The following is a 19,446-nucleotide window of genomic DNA, read 5'->3' as shown; positions in this document are numbered from 1 at the left end:
TGGACGCCATCAAAGGTTGGCCGCAAGCGCGCTTTCGCAGACCACGAAAGCGAACGCGTGTTGTTGTTCATCGCTGATCGACAGGTGCACCGCGCAGATGCCACGCTGGTGCAGGAAGGCCTGCAGCGGATCGGAAAAGGCAAACATCGGCTTGCCCAACGCATCGTGCACCACGGCGATCGCGGTCAGCAGCACCGGCGCGCGCACGCCGGTACCCAGCGCCTTGCCCAGTGCCTCCTTGGCGGCGAAGCGCTTGGCGAGAAAGCGCGCCGGCTGTTTCGCCTGCGCCAGTTCGGTCAGCTCGGACTCGGCCAGCAAACGTTGGCCACAACGCAAACCGTGCCGTGCCAGCAGCGCATCGAAGCGCTCGATGCGCGCCATGTCGGTGCCGATGCCGTAAATCATTACAGCCCCTGACGACCTTCGATCATCAGCGCCTTCATCTGGCGCACCGCCTCGGCAAAGCCGACAAATAGCGCATGACTGACCAGCGCGTGACCGATGTTCAGCTCGGCGATCTCCTCGATCGCGGCGATCGGCTTGACGTTGTGGTAGTTGAGGCCGTGACCGGCGTTGACCACCATGCCGAGGTGGCTGCCGAAAACCGCCGCCTCGCGGATGCGGGCCAGCTCTGCCTGCTGCTCGTCATGCTTGAAATCGACGTGGGCGTAGGCGCCGGTGTGCAGCTCGATCACGCGGGCACCGGCGTCGAACGCCGCCTGGATCTGCTCGCGGTCGGGGTCGATGAAGATCGACACCCGGCTGCCTGCGGCCGTCAGCTGACGGGTGAAGTCGCGCACCTGGTCAAAGTAGCGGATCACGTCGAGACCGCCCTCGGTGGTCACTTCCTCGCGCTTTTCCGGCACCAGGCACACGTCTTCCGGCTGCACGCGCAGCGCGTTGGCCAGCATCTCGTCGGTCAGCGCCATTTCCAGGTTCATGCGTGTCTTGATCACACGGCGCATGGTATCGACATCGTGGTCCTGGATATGACGACGGTCTTCACGCAGATGCAGCGTGATCAGGTCGGCACCGCTGGATTCGGCCACCAGCGCCGCTTCGATCGGGCTGGGGAAACGGGTGCCGCGTGCCTGGCGCAGCGTCGCCACATGATCGATGTTTACACCTAGCAGTATCATTCTGTATCTCCGGCAAGGCGCGCCGTCAGTCGGACAGCGCGTAGAGGGTAGTCAGCAGTTCGCGCGAAGCCAGCGGCTCCGGGCCCAGCAATTCATCCAGCAACAGCCGTAACAACAGGCGCGCTTCGCGCCGGGTTTGCGGCTGCTCGAAATCGGCGGCGGCCAGCGCCAGCAAGGTGGCGCCACTGACGTTGGCCGCACCGCGCGGCGCCTGTTCGCCGTCAGTCAGCGCCGGCGCGGCGCCGAAGCGGCACAGGTAGCGCGCCTGCGGCGCAATGGCCTGCGCCAGCTGATCCTGTGTCAGCGCCGGCGCGTAGCCCAGCTCGTCCAGCAGCGCCAGCTCGAAGCGGCGCAGCACGGTGGCGGTCAGCGCATGGTCGACCAGGCTGCGCACCGCGCGATCGTACAGCTTGAACAGCGCCGGCGACGGATCGTCGCGGGCCGCGAGGCGCAGCACCAGCTCGTTGAGATAGAAACCGATCACCAGCCGTGCACCGGCAAACTGCGGCACGCCACCGCGCCAGTCGGCGGTGTGCAAGGTGCGCAATTCGCCCTTGCCAAACCAGGCCAGCTGCAAGGGCTGGAACGGCAGCAACAGCCCGCGCAAGTCGGAGCGTGGCCGCCGCGCGCCACGTGCCACCAGCGTGAAACGGCCGTAATCACGGGTCAGCACTTCCACCAGCAGGCTGGTCTCGCGGTAGGGCTGGGTGTGCAGCACATAGGCCGGCTGGCGATCAACCCTGCCCTGCTGCATCCGTCCCTGCCTGCGGCTTGCGCCAGCTGTGCACGCGACCAACCTGCGCCACGCGCAGCTCGAAGCCGGCATACCACTGCGCAAAGCCCTGCCGCTGCGCCAGCTGGTGCTCGCTATTGGCCTTCCACGCCGCGATGGCCGCTTCGCTGTCCCAGTACGACACGGTGATGCCGAAGCCGTCGGCATCGCGCACGCTTTCCACGCCGAGAAAACCGGGCTGCTGCGCCGCCAGTTCGACCATGCGCTCGCCCATGTCGGCGTAGCCTTGTTCGACAGCGCTGCGCTGGCTGCTAAAAATCACCGCCCAGTAGGGCGGTGTCGGGGTACGGGCAAACATGCGGCCAACCTTTGCTCAGTCTCAGTTCAGGCCGAAATCGCGCAGGAAGCGCACGTCGTCGGCCCAGCCGGATTTCACCTTCACCCACACCTCGAGGAACACCTTGCAGTCGAACAGCTGCTCCATGTCGAGGCGGGCCTCGGTGGAAATTTTCTTCAGTTTCTCGCCGCCACGGCCGATCACGATCGGCTTCTGCCCTTCCTTGTCCACCAGGATGGCGACGTGGATGCGGAACATGTGGCCGTCGACCTCGAACGCTTCGACTTCCACGTTCATCTCGTACGGCAGCTCTTCACCCAGGTAGCGGAACAGCTTCTCGCGCACGATCTCGGCGGCGAGGAAGCGCTGGCTCTTGTCGGTGATCATGTCCTCAGGGTACAGCGGCACCGAGACTGGCAGGTGCGGACGCACCTTGTCCAGCAGCTCGGCCAGACGCTGGCCGTGCTTGGCGCTGACCACTTCGGCGTCGGCGAATTCGAACTCGGCGCGAACCTGGTCGATAAACATGCTCAACATCAGGCTGTCCTTGGCCTTGTCGACCTTGTTCAGCACCAGGATCACCGGCGTGTTCTTCGGCAGCAGCGCCATCACCTCGCGGTCGGCGTTGGACAGCCGCATCGCCTCCAGCACGAACAGCACGCAATCGACGCTACCCAGGGTGTCCTTCACCGACTGGTTCAGCGTGGCATTGAGCGCGCCCTTGTGGAAGGTCTGGAAGCCCGGGGTATCGACGAACACGAACTGCGCGTTCGGCTCGGTATGGATACCGTTGACGCGGTGGCGCGTGGTCTGCGCCTTTTTCGAGGTAATGCTGATCTTCTGGCCGATGAGATGGTTCATCAGCGTGGATTTGCCCACATTGGGGCGGCCAACGATGGCGACAAAGCCACAGCGGAAATCGGTATCGGTCATGGCTTATTTCTTGCCTGCGGCAAAGTGTTGTTCAAGCAGCAGCAGCGCAGCATCGGCCGCCTGCTGCTCTGCCCCGCGACGGCTGATGCCGTCGCCGGTGGTAATGATGCTCAGCTCGGCCAGATCGCACTGCACGCGAAAGCTCTGCTCGTGCGCTTCGCCGCTCTGCGACAGGATGCTGTAGCGCGGCAGAGACAGCCGGCGCGCCTGCAGCGCCTCCTGCAGCCGGGTCTTGGCGTCCTTGGCGTGCTTGCTGGGGTCGATGGCGACCACGCGCTCCTGGTACAGGCGGCGCACCACACGCTCCGCCGCCATGAAGTCGGTATCGAAGCTGATGGCGGCAAAGATGGCCTCTACCGCATCGGCCAGGATAGACGGCCGGTTGAAACCACCGCTCTTCAGCTCGCCCTCTCCCAGGTACAGGTAGTCACCCAGCTTCAGCTGCTGCGCGATCTCGGCCAGCGTGCTCTGGTTCACCAGGTTGGCCCGCAAGCGCGACAGTTCACCTTCCGACAGTTTCGGAAAGTGATCGAACAGCATCTTGGCGACGGTGTAGTTGAGAATGCTGTCGCCAACGAACTCGAAACGTTCGTTGTTCGGCGCGCCAAAGCTGCGATGGGTCACCGCCTGACGCAGCAATTCGAAGCGGCTAAAAGAATAATCCAGCGCCGTACACAGGCGCCGGAAGCGTTGATCAGACTGATTCACTATGTTTAGGGATTCGATTCCAGGACAGGGGTACCTGCCTCATGTTCAAAAGAAAGGATCAGGCCAAGATGGTCGACCAGGGGCACTTCGCGGCGATAACGCACGCCGATGCCGACCGCGGTCGGTGTCGTCAGGATCAGCAGGTCTTCCGGCTTGATCGAGACGATGCCGTGCACCGTGGTACGGTCCCTGAATTCGCGGCGCAATTCACCTTCGGTTTTACCCGGGGTCACCACCATTTCGTCGATCGTCTTCTTGATCGCAAAATATTCGGTATACGCCGGCAGCAGCTTGAAGAAGGCCAGCAGCACCACCGACAACACGATGGCCAGCGCCAGCACCACCAACAGGGAAAAACCACGTTGCTGCTTCATATCATGCTCCTGCACCCGGATTAATGGATGGATTTGCCAATACGCGAGAAGTCACCAAGGTTCAGCCAGATCAGGAACGCCTTGCCCACCAGCAAGCGGTCCTCGACAAAGCCCCAGTAGCGGCTGTCTTCGCTATTGTCGCGGTTGTCACCCATCATGAAATAGTGTCCCTGCGGTACCTTGCAGCTGAAGCCGTCAGCAAGGTATTCACAATTTTCGCGCAGCGCGAAGGAACGCACACCTGCCGGGTTATAAACCGGCGCCTCAGGAATGACCAGCGTATCGTAGCTGACCTTGCCCAGGGTTTCGGTATAGCGCTGGTTCTGCACCAACATCAAGCCCTGTTCCAGATAGCTGTGCTCGCCGACGCTCAGGCGCGGTAGCGGCTTGCCATTCACCGACAGCTGCTTGTTGCGGTATTCCACCGTGTCGCCCGGCAAACCGATGGCGCGCTTGATGAAGCTGACCTTCTCGTTTTCAGGATAGGTAAACACCACCACGTCGCCATGCTCGACCGTGCCGACCGGCACGAACACCTTGTTCAGCACCGGCACGCGCAGGCCGTAGCCGAACTTGTTGACCAGGATGAAGTCACCAACCACCAGTCCCGGGCGCATCGAGCTAGAAGGAATCTGGAACGGCTCGACCACGAAGGCTCGCAGCAGGAACACCACCGCGATCACCGGGAAGAAGCCGCGCGGGAAGTCGATGTAGTGCGGCACTACCACGCCCGGCTGCCGGCGCTTGGCCAGCACCAGCTTGTCGAACAGCCACACGCCACCGGTCACCACCACCACCAGCAGCATCACCGCGGTGAAACTCATGTGGTCGGAGAGCAGACCGAAAGCCCCGCCCAGAATCGCCAGATACCCCCACTCGATGGACGAAGCGTGCGTACCGTCATCACGCTTGCCGCCAAACGCGATCAGCATCACACCGACCGCCAGCAGCACCATCCACACCCAGAACAGGTTTGCCCCCATTTATTTGTCCCCAACTTGCAAGATCGCGAGGAAGGCTTCCTGTGGAATCTCCACGTTGCCGACCTGCTTCATCCGCTTCTTACCGGCCTTCTGCTTTTCCAGCAGCTTTTTCTTACGGGTAATGTCGCCACCGTAGCACTTGGCCAGCACGTTTTTGCGCAGCGCCTTCACCGTCTCACGGGAGATGATGTGGCCGCCGATCGCCGCCTGCACTGCAATGTCGAACATCTGGCGCGGAATCAGTTCGCGCATCTTCGACACCAGTTCGCGACCTCGGTACACGCTGGTGGCACGGTGCACGATCAGGCTCAGCGCATCGACTTTTTCGCTGTTGACCAGCACATCCAGCTTCACCAGATCGGAGGCCTGGAACTCCTTGAACTCGTAGTCCAACGAGGCATAGCCGCGGCTGGTGGACTTCAGCTTGTCGAAGAAGTCCATCACCACTTCATTCATCGGCAGGTCGTAGGTCAGCATCACCTGGCGGCCCATGTACTGCATATTGCGCTGCACACCGCGCTTCTGGTTGCACAATGTCATCACCGAGCCGACATAATCCTGCGGCACCAGAATGGTGGCGGTGATGATCGGCTCGCGCAGTTCTTCGTACTTTCCCGCTTCCGGCATCTTCGACGGATTGGATACCTCGCTGATGGTGCCGTCCTTCATTACCACTTCGTAGATCACCGTCGGCGCGGTGGTGATCAGGTCCATGTCGAACTCGCGCTCAAGACGTTCCTGCACGATTTCCAGGTGCAGCAGGCCGAGGAAGCCGCAACGGAAGCCGAAGCCCAGCGCCTGCGACACTTCCGGCTCGTACTTGAGCGAGGCATCGTTCAGCTGCAGTTTTTCCAGCGCATCGCGCAGCGACTCGTAGTCGTGGCTTTCCACCGGATACAGGCCGGCAAACACCTGCGACTGTACTTCCTTGAAGCCCGGCAACGGCGCATCTGCCGGTCTGTTCACCAGGGTGATGGTGTCGCCCACCTTGGCCGATTTCAGCTCCTTGATACCGGCGATGACAAAGCCCACTTCGCCCGCGTTCAGGCTCTGACGCTGTACCGACTTCGGTGTGAACACGCCGACCTGTTCGCACAGGTGCTCGGCCTGGGTGGCCATGAACTTGATCTTGTCCTTCGGCTTCAGCTGGCCGTCAATCACGCGCACCAGCATCACCACGCCGACGTAGTTGTCGAACCACGAGTCGATGATCAGCGCCTTCAGCGGGCCATCCGGATTGCCTTCCGGCGGCGGGATCTTGCTGACCACGGTTTCGAGGATGTCCTCGATACCGATGCCGGACTTGGCCGAGGCGCGCACCGCGTCTACCGCCTCAATGCCGATGATGTCCTCGATTTCCTGCGCAATGCGGTCGGGATCGGCCGCCGGCAGGTCGATCTTGTTCAGTACCGGCACCACTTCCACACCCAGCTCGATGGCGGTATAGCAGTTGGCCACGGTCTGGGCCTCGACGCCTTGCGAGGCATCGACCACCAGCAGCGCGCCTTCGCACGCCGACAGCGAACGGCTGACTTCGTAGCTGAAGTCGACGTGTCCCGGCGTGTCGATCAGGTTCAGGTTGTAGACCTGGCCGTCACGCGCCTTGTAGGTCAGCGCGGCGGTTTGCGCCTTGATGGTAATGCCGCGCTCTTTTTCGATGTCCATCGAATCGAGCACCTGCGCGCTCATTTCACGCATGTCCAAGCCACCGCAATACTGGATAAAGCGGTCAGCCAAGGTCGATTTGCCATGGTCAATATGGGCAATGATCGAGAAATTTCGGATATTTTTCATCAGAATCCAGCAAAAATTAAGGGCACTGGTTTGTGCCCTTGATAACTCACACTGGCGCGGATTTTAGCCGATTTCGCCTGGCTGTGCAGCCAATCGTGCAAGCAGTCGCGGCAGGTCGAGATGCCAGTGGCAGATTTCGGTCGCCCCTTCCATCAATACCGGCACCAGCTCGTTGTACTTCTCTTCCAGCAGCGGGTCGGCATCGACATCGACGACGTCCAGCGTAAAGCCATGTTGCTGCTGCAGCGGCTGCAGCTGCGCCAGCATGTCGTGGCACAGGCTGCAGTATTCGCGGAAATAGAGTGTCAGCTGCCTCATTGCGCTTTTTTCTCCGGCATCAGTGCCACGAACAGCGGATTACCCTGTCGCAACAGCCGCATCGGCAGCGCCTGTCCCGCCGGCGTCGCCGCGATGGCATCCTGCAGCTGCTTGACGCTGCCCAGCTCGGCACCGGCAACACCGATGATCACGTCACCGACCACGATGCCGGCCCGCTGCGCCGGCCCCTCGACCTTGCGCACCTGCAGGCCGAACCTGACGCCCAGCTGCTGTGCCAGCTGCGGCGCCAGCAACTGCACCGACAGGCCGGTACGGTTCATCGCGTCACCGTCCTGCTGCTGGTGGCCGTGATAGGCACGCTCGACGGTACGCGGATCCTCTTCCTGCAGCGCGACGGTCAACACCGTCACCCGTGACAGCGCACGGTTGCGCCACACCCCCAGCTCCACGCGCGAGCCCGGCTTGATCGCGCCGATCAGCCGCGGCAGATCAGTCGAAGCCTGCACATTCTCGCGGCTGACGCTCAACACCACGTCGCCGGCACGCAGGCCGGCCAGCTCCGCCGGACCGCCCTTCTCCACTGAATTGATCAACGCGCCCTGCGGCTCTTTCAAGCCGAACGACGCGGCCAGTTCGCGCGTCAGCTCCTGAATGCTGACCCCAAGGCGGCTGCGGTTGACCTTGCCATCCTTTTTCAGCTGCTCGGCGATATTCAGCGCGACATCGATCGGAATGGCGAAGGAGATACCCATGAAACCGCCGGAGCGGCTGTAGATCTGCGAATTGATGCCGACCACTTCGCCGTCCAGATTGAACAGCGGCCCACCGGAGTTGCCCGGATTGATCGCGGCATCGGTCTGGATGAACGGCACATAGCTCTCGTCCGGCAGCTGACGTCCCTTGGCCGAGACAATACCGGAGGTCACCGTACTCTCGAAACCGAATGGCGAGCCGATCGCCAGCACCCACTCACCGACCTTCAGCTTTTCCGACTTGCCGAGTTTTACCGTCGGCAGGTTGGCCGCATCGACCTTCAGCAGTGCGACATCGGTACGCGCATCGGAGCCGATCAGGCGCGCCTTCAGCTCGCGCTTGTCACTGAGGGTGACGATCATCTCGTCCGCCTCGGCCACCACGTGGGCATTGGTCAGGATGTAGCCATCGGCCGACAGGATGAAGCCGGAGCCGAGGCCGCCGGTGCGGTATTCACGTAGTTGCGGCGGGGCAAAACGGCGGAAGAACTCGGCAAACGGATCGTTTTGCATCCCCTCCGGGATCTGGCGCACCATCTCGCGCACCGTCTGCACGGTACGGATGTTCACCACCGCGCGCCCGTGCTGTTCGACCAGCTGGGTAAAGTCGGGCAACACCTGTGGCGCCGCCAGCGCGGGCGCCGTGGCGCCCAGTGCGGCCAACATGGCAGAACACAGGATCAGTTTCTTGAACGGCATGTTTCTGTTTTCTCCTGAATGATCAGAGACGGATCGACCCGGCGCACGATGCTGGGCATGAAGAACTGCCGGGTGGTCACGACTGCGGCATAGCGTTTGACCCACCACAAGGTCAGGGCAAACAGGGAAAAAGCCAAGAGCACCGATGGCAACTCGCCCAGCGCCCGCCCCAGCACCGCGCCCGCCAGCAGTGCCAGCAAGGGCAGGCAGTACAACAGGCCGGTCGACACCAGCAGCGCGCGCTCGTGCACGGCGACAATCACCTTGTCGCCGACGCCGGCTGCGGACGGATTGCGCACGCGGAACAGCGGCTCGCGCAGCACGAACATCCGCGCCAGCGACAGCGAACGGCAGCCGTGCACCGGGTCGCACTGCCCGCACGGGGAATGCGGCGCTGGCCGCACAATGGCTTCGCCGCCATGGATGGACACCACCTGGGCTTCGGTTTCCAGCATGCTTATTTCTTGATCACGCGCACGGTGTTGATCACGTTTTCCAGTCCCTGCTCCGGCAGGTCACCGACCACGGTCAGCACCTGGTTACCCAGCCGGCGCGACGCCAGCCCCAGCCCGCCGGGACCAATCACCGCCGGATGCGAGTCCGCCTCTCCCTTGCCGGTTTCGACAAACAGCGACAGCTTGGCCAGACCATCGGTATAGACAAAATGTGACACCGGGGAGTCGTGTCCCGGCAACTGGCGAGTCGCGTAGCGCAACAGACGGAAGCCGGTCGGCATGCCGCGTATCTCGAAATCGGCCGGCACCACTTCCTGCGGCGCACTGACCGCGGCGCCCAGCGCCAGGCTGTACTTGAAGCGCGGCCGCAGCAGGGCGCGCTCCTTCGGGTTGCCCAGTGTCAGGTCGCTGAAGGCAAACTGCTCGATCACCGCACCCTTGGCATCGTGGGTCACCGTCTTCAGCGGCAAGGCGCTGGCCGGGTCCACGCACACCTTCAGGCCGTAGCGCAGGTTGGCCTCTTTCGGTGTCAGCAACAGCCACTGGCAATCGCGCCGCGCGACACGGTCCAGCTTGCCGCGGCTCAGCACGTAGGCCGACTTCAGGTCTTGCGAACGCTCCGGCAGGATCGCCGGAAACAGCTTGATGGCATTGACCTTGGCCGCACTCAGCGCCTTGGTGTCCGGCGCGTAGCAGGTCAGCTCGTTGTCGTCGCGCACCAGTTCGCGCGGCATGCCGTCCATCGACTCGCGCCGCTCGCGCACCACGCCGCCTTCCTGCGCGCGATACAGGCGGAAGGTTTCCAGCTCGTCATCGACGTGGTGGGTATAGCTACCGCTCAGCGCCTGGTGACGGCCCGCCTGCGCGGCTTTTTGCAACAGATCCCAATCCGACTCCGCGGCCGCCAACAATGGAATGCCCAGCAACAGATAACCGGCAAACTTGACCATCAGCGCGCCACCCCCGACACCGGTTCCGCCAGATTGACACGTTCCAGCCCCTCGGCGGCCATCATGTCACGATGGGCCTGCAAATAAGAATTGCGCGAGGAGTTCAGCTCGGCCGACACCTGCACCGCGCCGCCCTGCGGCGTCGACACCGCCTGCGCCATCAGGCCCGGCACCGGTTCCGGCTGGCTCTGCCACACCGCCCAGCCGACCACCCCCGCCAGCGCGAAGGACGCCGCCATGGCGTAACGCATCAGGCCCGATGACCCGCGCTTGGGCTTGGGCGCCAGCACCGTCGGCTCCTGCTGCAGCGCCTGCCCGACTTCGGCACGCACATCGACCGACAACAGCGCAGAGCCGCGAATTGCATCACCAATCAGATGGTATTCATTCCATGCCGCTTTCAACTCCGGATCAGTATCCAGCGCACGAATACACTGAGTGGAAGCCGCATCGTCCAGCTCCCCATCCATCAAGGAAGAAAGGTTTTGTTTCATAATCGGTTCACCATCTTTTGTTTTTTGCCGTATCCAGCAAGGGACGCAACTCTGCCGCGATCGCTTCACGGGCACGGAAGATCCGCGACCGCACGGTACCGATTGGACAGTTCATGGCACTGGCAATTTCGTCGTAGCTGAGACCTTCCATCTCACGCAGCGAAATGGCCGTGCGCAATTCTTCCGGCAGTCGCTCCACCGCGGCATTGACCGCGGCGAGTATCTGCTGGTTCATCATCTCGGCTTCCGGTGTGTGGTAATCCGGCACCTGCGAGGCCATGTCCAGGCTTTCGCCATCCTCGTCCTCGAACTCGGCGCTGATTACCGGCCGGCGGCCGGCGGAAGTCAAAAAATTCTTGGCCGTATTGATGCCAATACGATATAGCCAGGTATAAAACGCACTTTCACCGCGAAACGAAGGCAGTGCACGATAGGCCTTTACAAACGCTTCTTGCGTCACGTCCTCGATATCCGCCGAATCGCGGATAAAGCGTGACAACAGGCGGGAAAGCCGTCGCTGGTACTTTGCCACCAACAGATCGAACGCGCGTTTCTCACCACGCTGCGCACGCTCGACCAATTGCTGATCGATATCACGATCACTCATCGTTGCCGTTATCTCCCTGATTCGTCCTGCTTGTTTTTGTTGTGGCCAACGCTGGGCCAACACAGGACAGAAACTGTGACCTGCCGTATCCGGGATAAGTTCACCGTACAAGCCGTTGCACTTATAACAAAGCTATTCACATCTAGCAAAAGCGCGCGCAGAAATTCGTTTACCAATTTACCAAGCACTTGCTAGAATATGAATAACCACTCTAGAACACAAAACACCAGAACCTCACACCCGAACCCGAAGACTGGAGAAACCCGATGACGACACCCGGCCAACGTTTCCGCGATGCAGTTGCCAACGAAAAACCCTTGCAAGTCGTCGGCGCGGTGAATGCCTACGCTGCCCGTCTGGCCGAGCACAGCGGCTTCAAGGCACTGTACCTGTCCGGTGGCGGTGTCGCCGCCTGCTCCTGCGGCATCCCCGACCTCGGCATCACCACGCTGGAAGACGTACTGATCGACGTGCGCCGCATCACCGACGTCACCGAGCTGCCGCTGCTGGTGGACATCGACACCGGCTGGGGCGGCGCCTTCAACATCGCCCGCGCGGTGCGCAACCTGGAAAAAGCCGGTGCCGCCGCGGTACACATCGAAGACCAGGTGCAGCAGAAGCGCTGCGGCCACCGCCCGAACAAGGCCATCGTCAGCCAGGAAGAAATGGTGGATCGCGTGAAGGCAGCGGTAGATGCGCGCAAGCACGGCATGGTGATCATGGCCCGTACCGACGCTCTGGCGGTCGAGGGACTGGAAGCGGCGATTGAGCGCGCGGTTGCCTGCGTCGAAGCCGGTGCCGACATGATTTTCCCGGAAGCGATCACCGACCTGGCGATGTACAAGCAGTTTGCCGAGGCGGTGAAAGTGCCGGTGCTCGCCAACATCACCGAGTTCGGCGCCACCCCGCTGTACACCACCGAACAGCTGGGCGCCAACGGTGTCGGGCTGGTGCTGTACCCGCTGTCGGCGTTCCGCGCCATGAGCCAGGCGGCGCTCAACGTCTACGGCGCCATCCGCCGCGACGGCACGCAGCAGAACGTGGTCGACACCATGCAGACGCGCATGGAACTGTACGAACACCTTGATTACCACGCCTACGAGCAGAAGCTGGACGCACTGTTCAGCCAGGGCAAGTAAGCGGCCAAGCAAGTGGCGCGACGGTGCACACCATGCCCAATCTGTTCGCGGACATTCCGGCCAGCCTGCCGCAAGAGCTGTTCCAGACGCTGTTCTCCGGCAGCACCGGTTTTCGCGTGGAACGCATCGTGTCGCGCGGGCACGCCTCGCTCGAGGACTTCTGGTACGACCAGGACGAACACGAGTGGGTGCTACTGCTGGCTGGCGCCGCAGAACTGGCGTACGCCGATCCACCCCGCCGCCAGCGGCTGGCGCCCGGCGATGCGGTGATGATCCCGGCCCATTGCCGGCACCGCGTGGCCTGGACCACGCCAGCGCAGGACAGCGTCTGGCTGGCCGTTTTTTTCAGCGAAAAATAATTCGACAACGCACAACCCAGTCAATACCAGCAGCAGGAGAAGGAAGAAATGACCGAATCACTCCAAGTGCTTCCCAAAGCCAAGAAATCTGTCGCACTCTCCGGCGTCGCCGCCGGCAATACCGAGCTGTGCACCGTTGGCCGCAGCGGCAACGACCTGCACTACCGCGGCTACGACATTCTGGACCTGGCCGCCGATACCGAATTCGAGGAAGTGGCCTACCTGCTGGTACACGGCAAACTGCCGAACCAGGCCGAGCTGACCGGCTACAAGAAGAAGCTGAAATCGCTGCGCGGCCTGCCAGCGTCGGTGAAAGCAGTGCTGGAAGCGCTGCCGGCCGCCTCGCACCCGATGGACGTGATGCGCAGCGGCGTGTCGGCATTGGGCTGCACCCTGCCGGAAAAGGACGATCACAACGTGCCGGGCGCGCGTGACATCGCCGACCGCCTGATGGCCAGCCTGGGCTCCATGCTGCTGTACTGGTACCACTTCAGCCACAACGGCAAGCGCATCGAGGTGGAAACCGACGACGATTCCATCGGCGGCCACTTCCTGCACCTGCTGCACGGCCAGAAGCCGTCCGAGCAGTGGGTCCGCGCGATGCACACCTCGCTCAACCTGTACGCCGAACACGAGTTCAACGCTTCCACCTTCACCGCCCGCGTCATCGCCGGCACCGGCTCCGACATGTACAGCGCCATCACCGGCGCCATCGGCGCGCTGCGCGGCCCGAAACACGGCGGCGCCAACGAGGTGGCGTTCGAGGTGCAGAAGCGCTACGAGAATCCGGACGAAGCCGAGGCCGACATCAAGGCCCGCGTCGAGCGCAAGGAAGTGGTGATCGGCTTCGGCCACCCGGTGTACACCATCAGCGACCCGCGCAACAAGGTGATCAAGGAAGTGGCGCGCGAGCTGTCGCAGGCTGCCGGCGACAGCAAGATGTTCGATATCGCCGAACGCCTGGAAAGCGTGATGTGGGACATCAAGAAGATGTTCCCCAACTTGGACTGGTTCAGCGCCGTGAGCTATCACATGATGGGCGTGCCGACCGCCATGTTCACCCCGCTGTTCGTGATCGCCCGTACCAGCGGCTGGAGCGCGCACGTGATCGAACAGCGCATCGACGGCAAGATCATCCGCCCGAGCGCCAACTACATCGGCCCGGAAGACCAGGCCTTCGTACCGCTGGCGAAGCGATAAGCCGGCAGGTCGCGCCCGGCGCGACCTCAATACAATAATTAGCACCGGCACCTTGCGGCCAACGTTGGCCGCAAGGTGATCAGCAACCTCACCCTCGTGCCCATGCCATGAACAGCCAATACCGCAAACCCCTGCCCGGCACCGCCCTCGACTACTTCGACGCCCGTGCCGCCGTTGACGCCCTCAAACCCGGCGCCTGGGCCGGACTGCCCTACACCGCCCGCGTGCACGCCGAGAACATCGTGCGCCGCGCCGACCCAGCCATCATCAATGACTGCCTGACGCAGCTGATCGAACGCAAGCGCGAGCGCGATTTCCCGTGGTTCCCGGCGCGCGTGGTATGCCACGACATCCTCGGTCAGACCGCGCTGGTGGACCTGGCCGGCCTGCGTGACGCCATTGCCGACCAGGGCGGCGACCCGGCCAAGGTCAACCCGGTGGTGCCGGTGCAACTGATCGTCGACCACTCGCTGGCAGTGGAATGCGGCGGTTTCGACCCGGATGCGTTCCAGAAGAACCGTGACATCGAAGATCGTCGCAACGAAGACCGCTTCCACTTCATCGAGTGGACCAAGACCGCATTCGACAACGTGGACGTGATCCCGGCCGGCAACGGCATCATGCACCAGATCAACCTGGAGAAAATGTCGCCGGTGATTCACGCCGACAACGGCGTGGCCTTCCCGGATACCTGCGTCGGCACCGACAGCCACACCCCGCACGTGGATGCGCTGGGCGTGATCGCGGTGGGCGTGGGCGGCCTGGAAGCCGAAAACGTGATGCTGGGCCGCGCCTCGTGGATGCGGCTACCGGATATCGTCGGCGTGGAGCTGAGCGGCCGCCGCCAGCCCGGCATCACCGCCACCGACGTGGTGCTGGCGCTGACCGAATTCCTGCGCCGCGAAAAAGTGGTGGGTGCCTACCTGGAATTCTACGGCGAAGGTGCCGCCAGCCTGACCATTGGCGACCGCGCCACCATCTCCAACATGGCCCCGGAATACGGCGCCACCGCCGCCATGTTCGCTATCGACGGCCAGACGCTGGACTACCTGCGCCTGACCGGCCGCAGCGACGAACAGGTAAAGCTGGTGGAAACCTACGCCAGGGAAGCCGGCCTGTGGGCCGACAGCCTGCGCAAGGTACAATACGAGCGCGTGCTGCGCTTCGACCTGTCCAGCGTGGTTCGCAACATGGCCGGCCCGTCCAACCCGCACAAGCGCCTACCGACCTCCGCACTGGCCGAGCGCGGCATTGCGGCCAACCTGGCCGCCGCCCGCGAGCAGGAAGCCCAGGGCCTGATGCCGGATGGCGCGGTGATCATCGCCGCCATCACCAGTTGCACCAACACCAGCAACCCACGCAACGTGATCGCCGCCGGACTGCTGGCACGCAATGCCCGCAAGCTCGGCCTGGTACGCAAGCCGTGGGTAAAGACCTCGCTGGCCCCAGGCTCCAAGGTAGTGAAGCTGTACCTGGAAGAAGCCGGCCTGCTGGATGATCTGGAAGCGCTGGGCTTCGGCATCGTCGCCTACGCCTGCACCTCCTGTAACGGCATGTCCGGCGCACTGGAACCGAAAATCCAGCAGGAAATCATTGACCGCGACCTGTATGCCACCGCCGTGCTGTCCGGCAACCGCAACTTCGATGGCCGCATCCACCCGTATGCCAAGCAGGCCTTCCTGGCCTCCCCGCCGCTGGTGGTGGCCTACGCCATCGCCGGTACCGTGCGCTTCGACATCGAGCAGGACGTGCTGACCGTGGTGGATGGCAAGGAAATTCGCCTCAAGGATATCTGGCCGAGCGATGAGGAAATCGACGCCATCGTGGCCCGCGCGGTGAAGCCGGAGCAGTTCAACCAGATCTACATCCCGATGTTCGAGAAGCGTGCCGCCGAGAAGGCCGCCTCGCCGCTGTACGACTGGCGCCCGCAGTCCACCTACATCCGCCGCCCGCCGTACTGGGAGGGCGCGCTGGCCGGTGAGCGCACCCTGCGCGGCATGCGTCCGCTGGCACTGCTGCCGGACAACATCACCACCGACCACCTGTCGCCGTCCAACGCCATCCTGATGAACTCGGCAGCCGGCGAGTACCTGCACAAGATGGGCCTGCCGGAGGAGGACTTCAACTCCTACGCCACCCACCGCGGCGACCACCTCACCGCGCAACGCGCCACCTTCGCCAATCCGCAGCTGGTGAACGAGATGGCGGTGGTGGACGGCGAAGTGCAGAAAGGCTCGCTGGCGCGCGTGGAACCGGAAGGCAAGGTAATGCGCATGTGGGAAGCCATCGAAACCTATATGAACCGCAAACAGCCGCTGATCATCATTGCCGGCGCCGACTACGGCCAGGGCAGCTCGCGTGACTGGGCCGCCAAGGGCGTACGCCTAGCCGGGGTGGAAGCCATAGTGGCCGAAGGCTTCGAGCGCATCCACCGCACCAACCTGATCGGCATGGGCGTGCTGCCGCTGGAGTTCCAGCCGGGCACCACCCGCAAGACGCTGCAGCTGGACGGTACCGAGACCTACGATGTGCAGGGCAAGCTCACCCCGCGTGCCGAGCTGACGCTGCTGATCCATCGTCGCAACGGTGAAAGCGTACAAGTACCGGTGACCTGCCGTCTGGATTCCTCCGAAGAAGTATCGGTATACGAAGCCGGCGGCGTGTTGCAGCGCTTTGCCAAGGACTTCCTGGAGTCGGCACAGACGGCTTGAGGCAGCCATGAGCGAGCGGCGGCTATTGTTGATAGCCAAACCCCAGCCGGGGGTGTTGTCAGCCATGGTGCAGGAAGTCACCAAGCACCAGCTGCACACCCTGCTGGGGGCCGCCCTGTTTGCCCCAGAAAACTGGCACCAGTCGCTGTCCCGCCCTTACCGTTACGAAGCGGGCTTGTGTGAGCGCCTGCTGCTTGCCGGCAGCCTGATCACCGCTGACTGCTGCGTGGTGACACTCAACCGCATCAGCAGCCAGCATGCGGCGGCGGCGGGAATACACTGGGCGTTCCGGGCGCGCGGCCAACCCAAGGGATTTCCGGCGTTGTTGAGCGCCGTTCGGTCCGCGCTGATTGCCCAGGGCGTGGATGAAAGACAGAGCCACCGCCCGCACGTCACCATCAGCTACCGGGCACCAACGTCGTTATCGTCACGGGTGATCGCCCCCATCGACTGGACCATCGATGAAATCCAGTTGGTGCTGGCCGGCGACAGCGAGCCTTACCGCTACCAGACGCTTGGGCGCTGGGCGCTGGCGACGCCCAGATCCCCGTATGCGCAACTGCGCCTGCTGTAGCGATATCGTCGCCGCCGCACCCGTAAAACAGACAGTCGTCCCTTGCCGCAAGCAGGGAAACCCAACCAGGAAAAGGCCAGACATGTCCCATCTTCCACAGATCAAAATCCCCGCCACCTATATCCGTGGCGGCACCAGCAAGGGCGTGTTCTTCCGCCTGCAGGACCTGCCCGCCAGCTGCCAGCAGCCCGGCGCGGCGCGCGATGCGCTGTTCATGCGCGTGATCGGCAGCCCCGACCCCTACTCCGCCCATATCGACGGCATGGGCGGCGCCACCTCCAGCACCAGCAAGTGCGTGATCCTATCGAAAAGCACGCAGCCGGATCACGACGTGGACTACCTGTACGGCCAGGTGGCCATCGACAAGGCCTTTGTGGACTGGAGCGGCAACTGCGGCAACCTGTCTACCGCCGCCGGCGCCTTCGCCCTCCACGCCGGCCTGGTGGACCCGGCGCGCATTCCGGACAACGGCGTGTGCGTGGTGCGCATCTGGCAGGCCAATATCCAGAAGACCATCATCGCCCATGTGCCAGTAAGCGCTGGCCAGGTGCAGGAAACCGGTGATTTCGAGCTGGATGGAGTCACCTTCCCGGCGGCAGAGATCGTGCTGGAATTCATGGACCCGTCGGATGACGGCGACGATGGTGGCGCCATGTTCCCCACCGGCAATCTGGTGGACGAGCTGGAAGTGCCGGGCGTCGGCACCTTCCCGGCCACCATGATCAGCGCCGGCATCCCCACCATCTTCGTCAATGCCGCCGACATCGGCTACAGCGGCACCGAGCTGCGTGAGGCCATCAACAGCGACCCGGCAGCACTGGCCCGCTTCGAGACCATCCGCGTGGCCGGTGCACTGCGCATGGGGCTAATCAAGAGCGCGGAAGAAGCCGCCACCCGCCAGCACACGCCGAAGATTGCCTTCGTGGCGCCGCCGGCCGACTACACCGCCTCCAGCGGCAAGCAAATCAAGGCGGCCGACATCGACCTACTGGTACGCGCGCTGTCCATGGGTAAACTGCACCACGCCATGATGGGCACCGCCGCGGTAGCCATCGGCACCGCGGCCGCCATCCCCGGCACGCTGGTGAACCTGGCCGCCGGTGGCGGCGAGCGCAGCGCGGTGCGCTTCGGCCACCCGTCCGGCAGCCTGCGCGTGGGCGCCGAAGCCAAACTGGTCGATGGCCAGTGGGCAGTGACCAAGGCGATCATGAGCCGCAGCGCGCGCGTACTGATGGAAGGCTGGGTGCGGGTGCCGGGCGACATCCTGTAAGCCGCGGCAAACCGTCACGCCTCGGCCGGCACCGTTGCGGCCAACTTTGCCGATAGTGCAAGACTGAAACAGGCCGACTCACCACAGGTGGGCCGGCCTTTGTCTTGTTCGCGACGACCACCGGCGCATACCACGCCAGCAGCATTCTCGTGCCGATCCGGGCGTGTTAGATTCGGCACCTCAGCGCACAACTGCAGCGATTACCCATGAAAAAATATCTACGGATGGCCGGCTGGCTGCTGGCCGCACCACTGGCCCTCGCCAGTCCTGGTGAACTGGTGATCCTGCTCGACGACAGTACCGAGATGCCACTGGCCAACCGGCAAGGCGCCACGCTGCTGGCCGGCATTCATCTTGACCTGGGCCAGGCGCTGGCCAGCGAGCTTGGCAAGCAGGCCAGCTTCCGGGTGTTGCCGCGCAAGCGGATCAGCAGCAGCCTGCAAAATGGCGATGCCGACCTGGTGTGCCTGTATCTGCCCGAGTGGCTGCCCGGCCCGTTCCGCTGGTCCCGTCCGTTTCTGCCCAATGCCGACCTGCTGGTCACCCGCCGCGACCAGCCACGCCCCGACAGCATCGCCGCGCTGGCCGGACAAAGCATCGGCACCATTCACGGCTTCAGCTACCCGGAACTGGAAGCCCGCCTCGGCGGCAACCTTGTCCGCGACGACGCCCCCAACGCCAGCAGTAACCTGAAAAAGCTGGAAGCCGGCCGCACCCACCACGCCGCCGTCAACCAGCTCTACCTGCGCTACCAGCAGAAACTGGGGCAGCTACCGGTCGCACTGCACCCGCCGCTGGTACTCAACAGCTACCGTGCCGGCTGTGCGCTATCCCGGCTCAGCCAGATCAGCCTGCCGCAACTCAATCGCGCCATCGCCCGGCTGCAGCACGACAACACCGTGCCACGCATTTTGGCAAAATACCGCTAGACGGCGACTGCCCGGTAACGCCGTCGG

General features: G+C 63.3%; 22 protein-coding genes. 7 read left to right on the top strand and 15 right to left on the bottom strand.

The genetic code is table 11. The features are described 5' to 3' along the window. Window positions 1-9 precede the first annotated feature (9 nt). The 15 genes from acpS to rpoE all read right to left on the bottom strand — a co-directional run bounded on the left by acpS (window position 10) and on the right by rpoE (window position 11,237). Window positions 10-405 (bottom strand): holo-ACP synthase, encoded by a 396-nt coding sequence (acpS, locus tag PQU89_RS03890; protein WP_272764707.1) that lies wholly within the window; start codon window positions 403-405, stop codon window positions 10-12. Beyond that, window positions 405-1,139, bottom strand: a complete 735-nt coding sequence (gene pdxJ / locus PQU89_RS03885) for a pyridoxine 5'-phosphate synthase (RefSeq protein WP_272764706.1) — start codon at window positions 1,137-1,139, stop codon at window positions 405-407. The genes acpS and pdxJ overlap by 1 nt, the downstream gene beginning before the upstream one ends. 25 nt (window positions 1,140-1,164) lie before the next feature. Further along, window positions 1,165-1,893, bottom strand: a complete 729-nt coding sequence (recO, locus tag PQU89_RS03880; protein WP_272764705.1) for a DNA repair protein RecO — start codon at window positions 1,891-1,893, stop codon at window positions 1,165-1,167. Then, complete coding sequence (locus tag PQU89_RS03875) at window positions 1,874-2,230, bottom strand: antibiotic biosynthesis monooxygenase family protein (RefSeq protein WP_272764704.1); 357 nt, start codon at window positions 2,228-2,230, stop codon at window positions 1,874-1,876. Before PQU89_RS03875 ends, recO begins: the two co-directional genes overlap by 20 nt. Window positions 2,231-2,251: 21 nt before the next feature. Then, complete coding sequence (era, locus tag PQU89_RS03870) at window positions 2,252-3,142, bottom strand: GTPase Era (protein WP_272764703.1); 891 nt, start codon at window positions 3,140-3,142, stop codon at window positions 2,252-2,254. A 3-nt stretch (window positions 3,143-3,145) separates the two neighbouring features. Continuing rightward, window positions 3,146-3,850, bottom strand: a complete 705-nt coding sequence (gene rnc, locus PQU89_RS03865; RefSeq protein WP_053068071.1) for a ribonuclease III — start codon at window positions 3,848-3,850, stop codon at window positions 3,146-3,148. Between the two features lie 5 nt (window positions 3,851-3,855). Then, a complete protein-coding gene (locus PQU89_RS03860; RefSeq protein ID WP_272764702.1) occupies window positions 3,856-4,224 on the bottom strand; it encodes a DUF4845 domain-containing protein in 369 nt (122 codons plus the stop codon). 20 nt (window positions 4,225-4,244) lie between these two features. After that, window positions 4,245-5,207, bottom strand: a complete 963-nt coding sequence (gene lepB, locus PQU89_RS03855) for a signal peptidase I (RefSeq protein ID WP_272764701.1) — start codon at window positions 5,205-5,207, stop codon at window positions 4,245-4,247. Then, entirely contained in the window at window positions 5,208-7,001 is a 1,794-nt protein-coding gene (lepA, locus tag PQU89_RS03850) for a translation elongation factor 4 (RefSeq protein ID WP_272764700.1), read from the bottom strand. Window positions 7,002-7,064: 63 nt separating this feature from the next. Further along, a complete protein-coding gene (locus PQU89_RS03845) occupies window positions 7,065-7,319 on the bottom strand; it encodes a glutaredoxin family protein (RefSeq protein ID WP_272764699.1) in 255 nt (84 codons plus the stop codon). After that, a complete protein-coding gene (locus tag PQU89_RS03840) occupies window positions 7,316-8,731 on the bottom strand; it encodes a DegQ family serine endoprotease (RefSeq protein WP_272764698.1) in 1,416 nt (471 codons plus the stop codon). The genes PQU89_RS03845 and PQU89_RS03840 overlap by 4 nt, the downstream gene beginning before the upstream one ends. Further along, window positions 8,713-9,186, bottom strand: coding sequence for a SoxR reducing system RseC family protein (locus PQU89_RS03835; RefSeq protein WP_272764697.1), 474 nt, complete (start codon window positions 9,184-9,186; stop codon window positions 8,713-8,715). Before PQU89_RS03835 ends, PQU89_RS03840 begins: the two co-directional genes overlap by 19 nt. A 2-nt stretch (window positions 9,187-9,188) precedes the next feature. Further along, window positions 9,189-10,136: a MucB/RseB C-terminal domain-containing protein gene (locus tag PQU89_RS03830; RefSeq protein ID WP_272764696.1), complete on the bottom strand. Its 948-nt coding sequence runs from the start codon at window positions 10,134-10,136 to the stop codon at window positions 9,189-9,191. After that, the gene (locus PQU89_RS03825) at window positions 10,136-10,630 is read right to left on the bottom strand and encodes a sigma-E factor negative regulatory protein (protein ID WP_272764695.1); all 495 of its coding nucleotides are present in this window, start codon (window positions 10,628-10,630) and stop codon (window positions 10,136-10,138) included. Before PQU89_RS03825 ends, PQU89_RS03830 begins: the two co-directional genes overlap by 1 nt. 7 nt (window positions 10,631-10,637) lie before the next feature. Continuing rightward, window positions 10,638-11,237, bottom strand: a complete 600-nt coding sequence (rpoE, locus tag PQU89_RS03820; RefSeq protein WP_047966280.1) for an RNA polymerase sigma factor RpoE — start codon at window positions 11,235-11,237, stop codon at window positions 10,638-10,640. A gap of 266 nt (window positions 11,238-11,503) precedes the next feature. Here rpoE and prpB point away from each other — a divergent pair, with 266 nt between their 5' ends. From prpB to PQU89_RS03785, 7 genes are all read left to right on the top strand, one after another. After that, the gene (gene prpB, locus PQU89_RS03815) at window positions 11,504-12,376 is read left to right on the top strand and encodes a methylisocitrate lyase (RefSeq protein WP_272764694.1); all 873 of its coding nucleotides are present in this window, start codon (window positions 11,504-11,506) and stop codon (window positions 12,374-12,376) included. A gap of 32 nt (window positions 12,377-12,408) precedes the next feature. Further along, entirely contained in the window at window positions 12,409-12,735 is a 327-nt protein-coding gene (locus PQU89_RS03810) for a cupin domain-containing protein (protein ID WP_272764693.1), read from the top strand. A 48-nt stretch (window positions 12,736-12,783) separates the two neighbouring features. Further along, the gene (gene prpC / locus PQU89_RS03805; protein WP_272764692.1) at window positions 12,784-13,935 is read left to right on the top strand and encodes a bifunctional 2-methylcitrate synthase/citrate synthase; all 1,152 of its coding nucleotides are present in this window, start codon (window positions 12,784-12,786) and stop codon (window positions 13,933-13,935) included. Window positions 13,936-14,042: 107 nt separating this feature from the next. Beyond that, entirely contained in the window at window positions 14,043-16,646 is a 2,604-nt protein-coding gene (acnD, locus tag PQU89_RS03800) for a Fe/S-dependent 2-methylisocitrate dehydratase AcnD (protein ID WP_272764691.1), read from the top strand. A gap of 7 nt (window positions 16,647-16,653) precedes the next feature. Continuing rightward, on the top strand, window positions 16,654-17,220 hold the full coding sequence (locus PQU89_RS03795; protein ID WP_272764690.1) for a 2'-5' RNA ligase family protein: 567 nt from the start codon (window positions 16,654-16,656) through the stop codon (window positions 17,218-17,220). An 82-nt stretch (window positions 17,221-17,302) separates the two neighbouring features. Next, window positions 17,303-18,490, top strand: a complete 1,188-nt coding sequence (gene prpF, locus PQU89_RS03790) for a 2-methylaconitate cis-trans isomerase PrpF (protein ID WP_272764689.1) — start codon at window positions 17,303-17,305, stop codon at window positions 18,488-18,490. 206 nt (window positions 18,491-18,696) lie between these two features. Further along, on the top strand, window positions 18,697-19,419 hold the full coding sequence (locus PQU89_RS03785) for a substrate-binding periplasmic protein (RefSeq protein WP_272764688.1): 723 nt from the start codon (window positions 18,697-18,699) through the stop codon (window positions 19,417-19,419). Window positions 19,420-19,446: the final 27 nt, after the last annotated feature.

It is taken from the genome of Vogesella indigofera (assembly GCF_028548395.1).
Classification (GTDB): domain Bacteria; phylum Pseudomonadota; class Gammaproteobacteria; order Burkholderiales; family Chromobacteriaceae; genus Vogesella; species Vogesella indigofera_A.
This window is presented reverse-complemented; position numbering and strand designations above follow the sequence as displayed.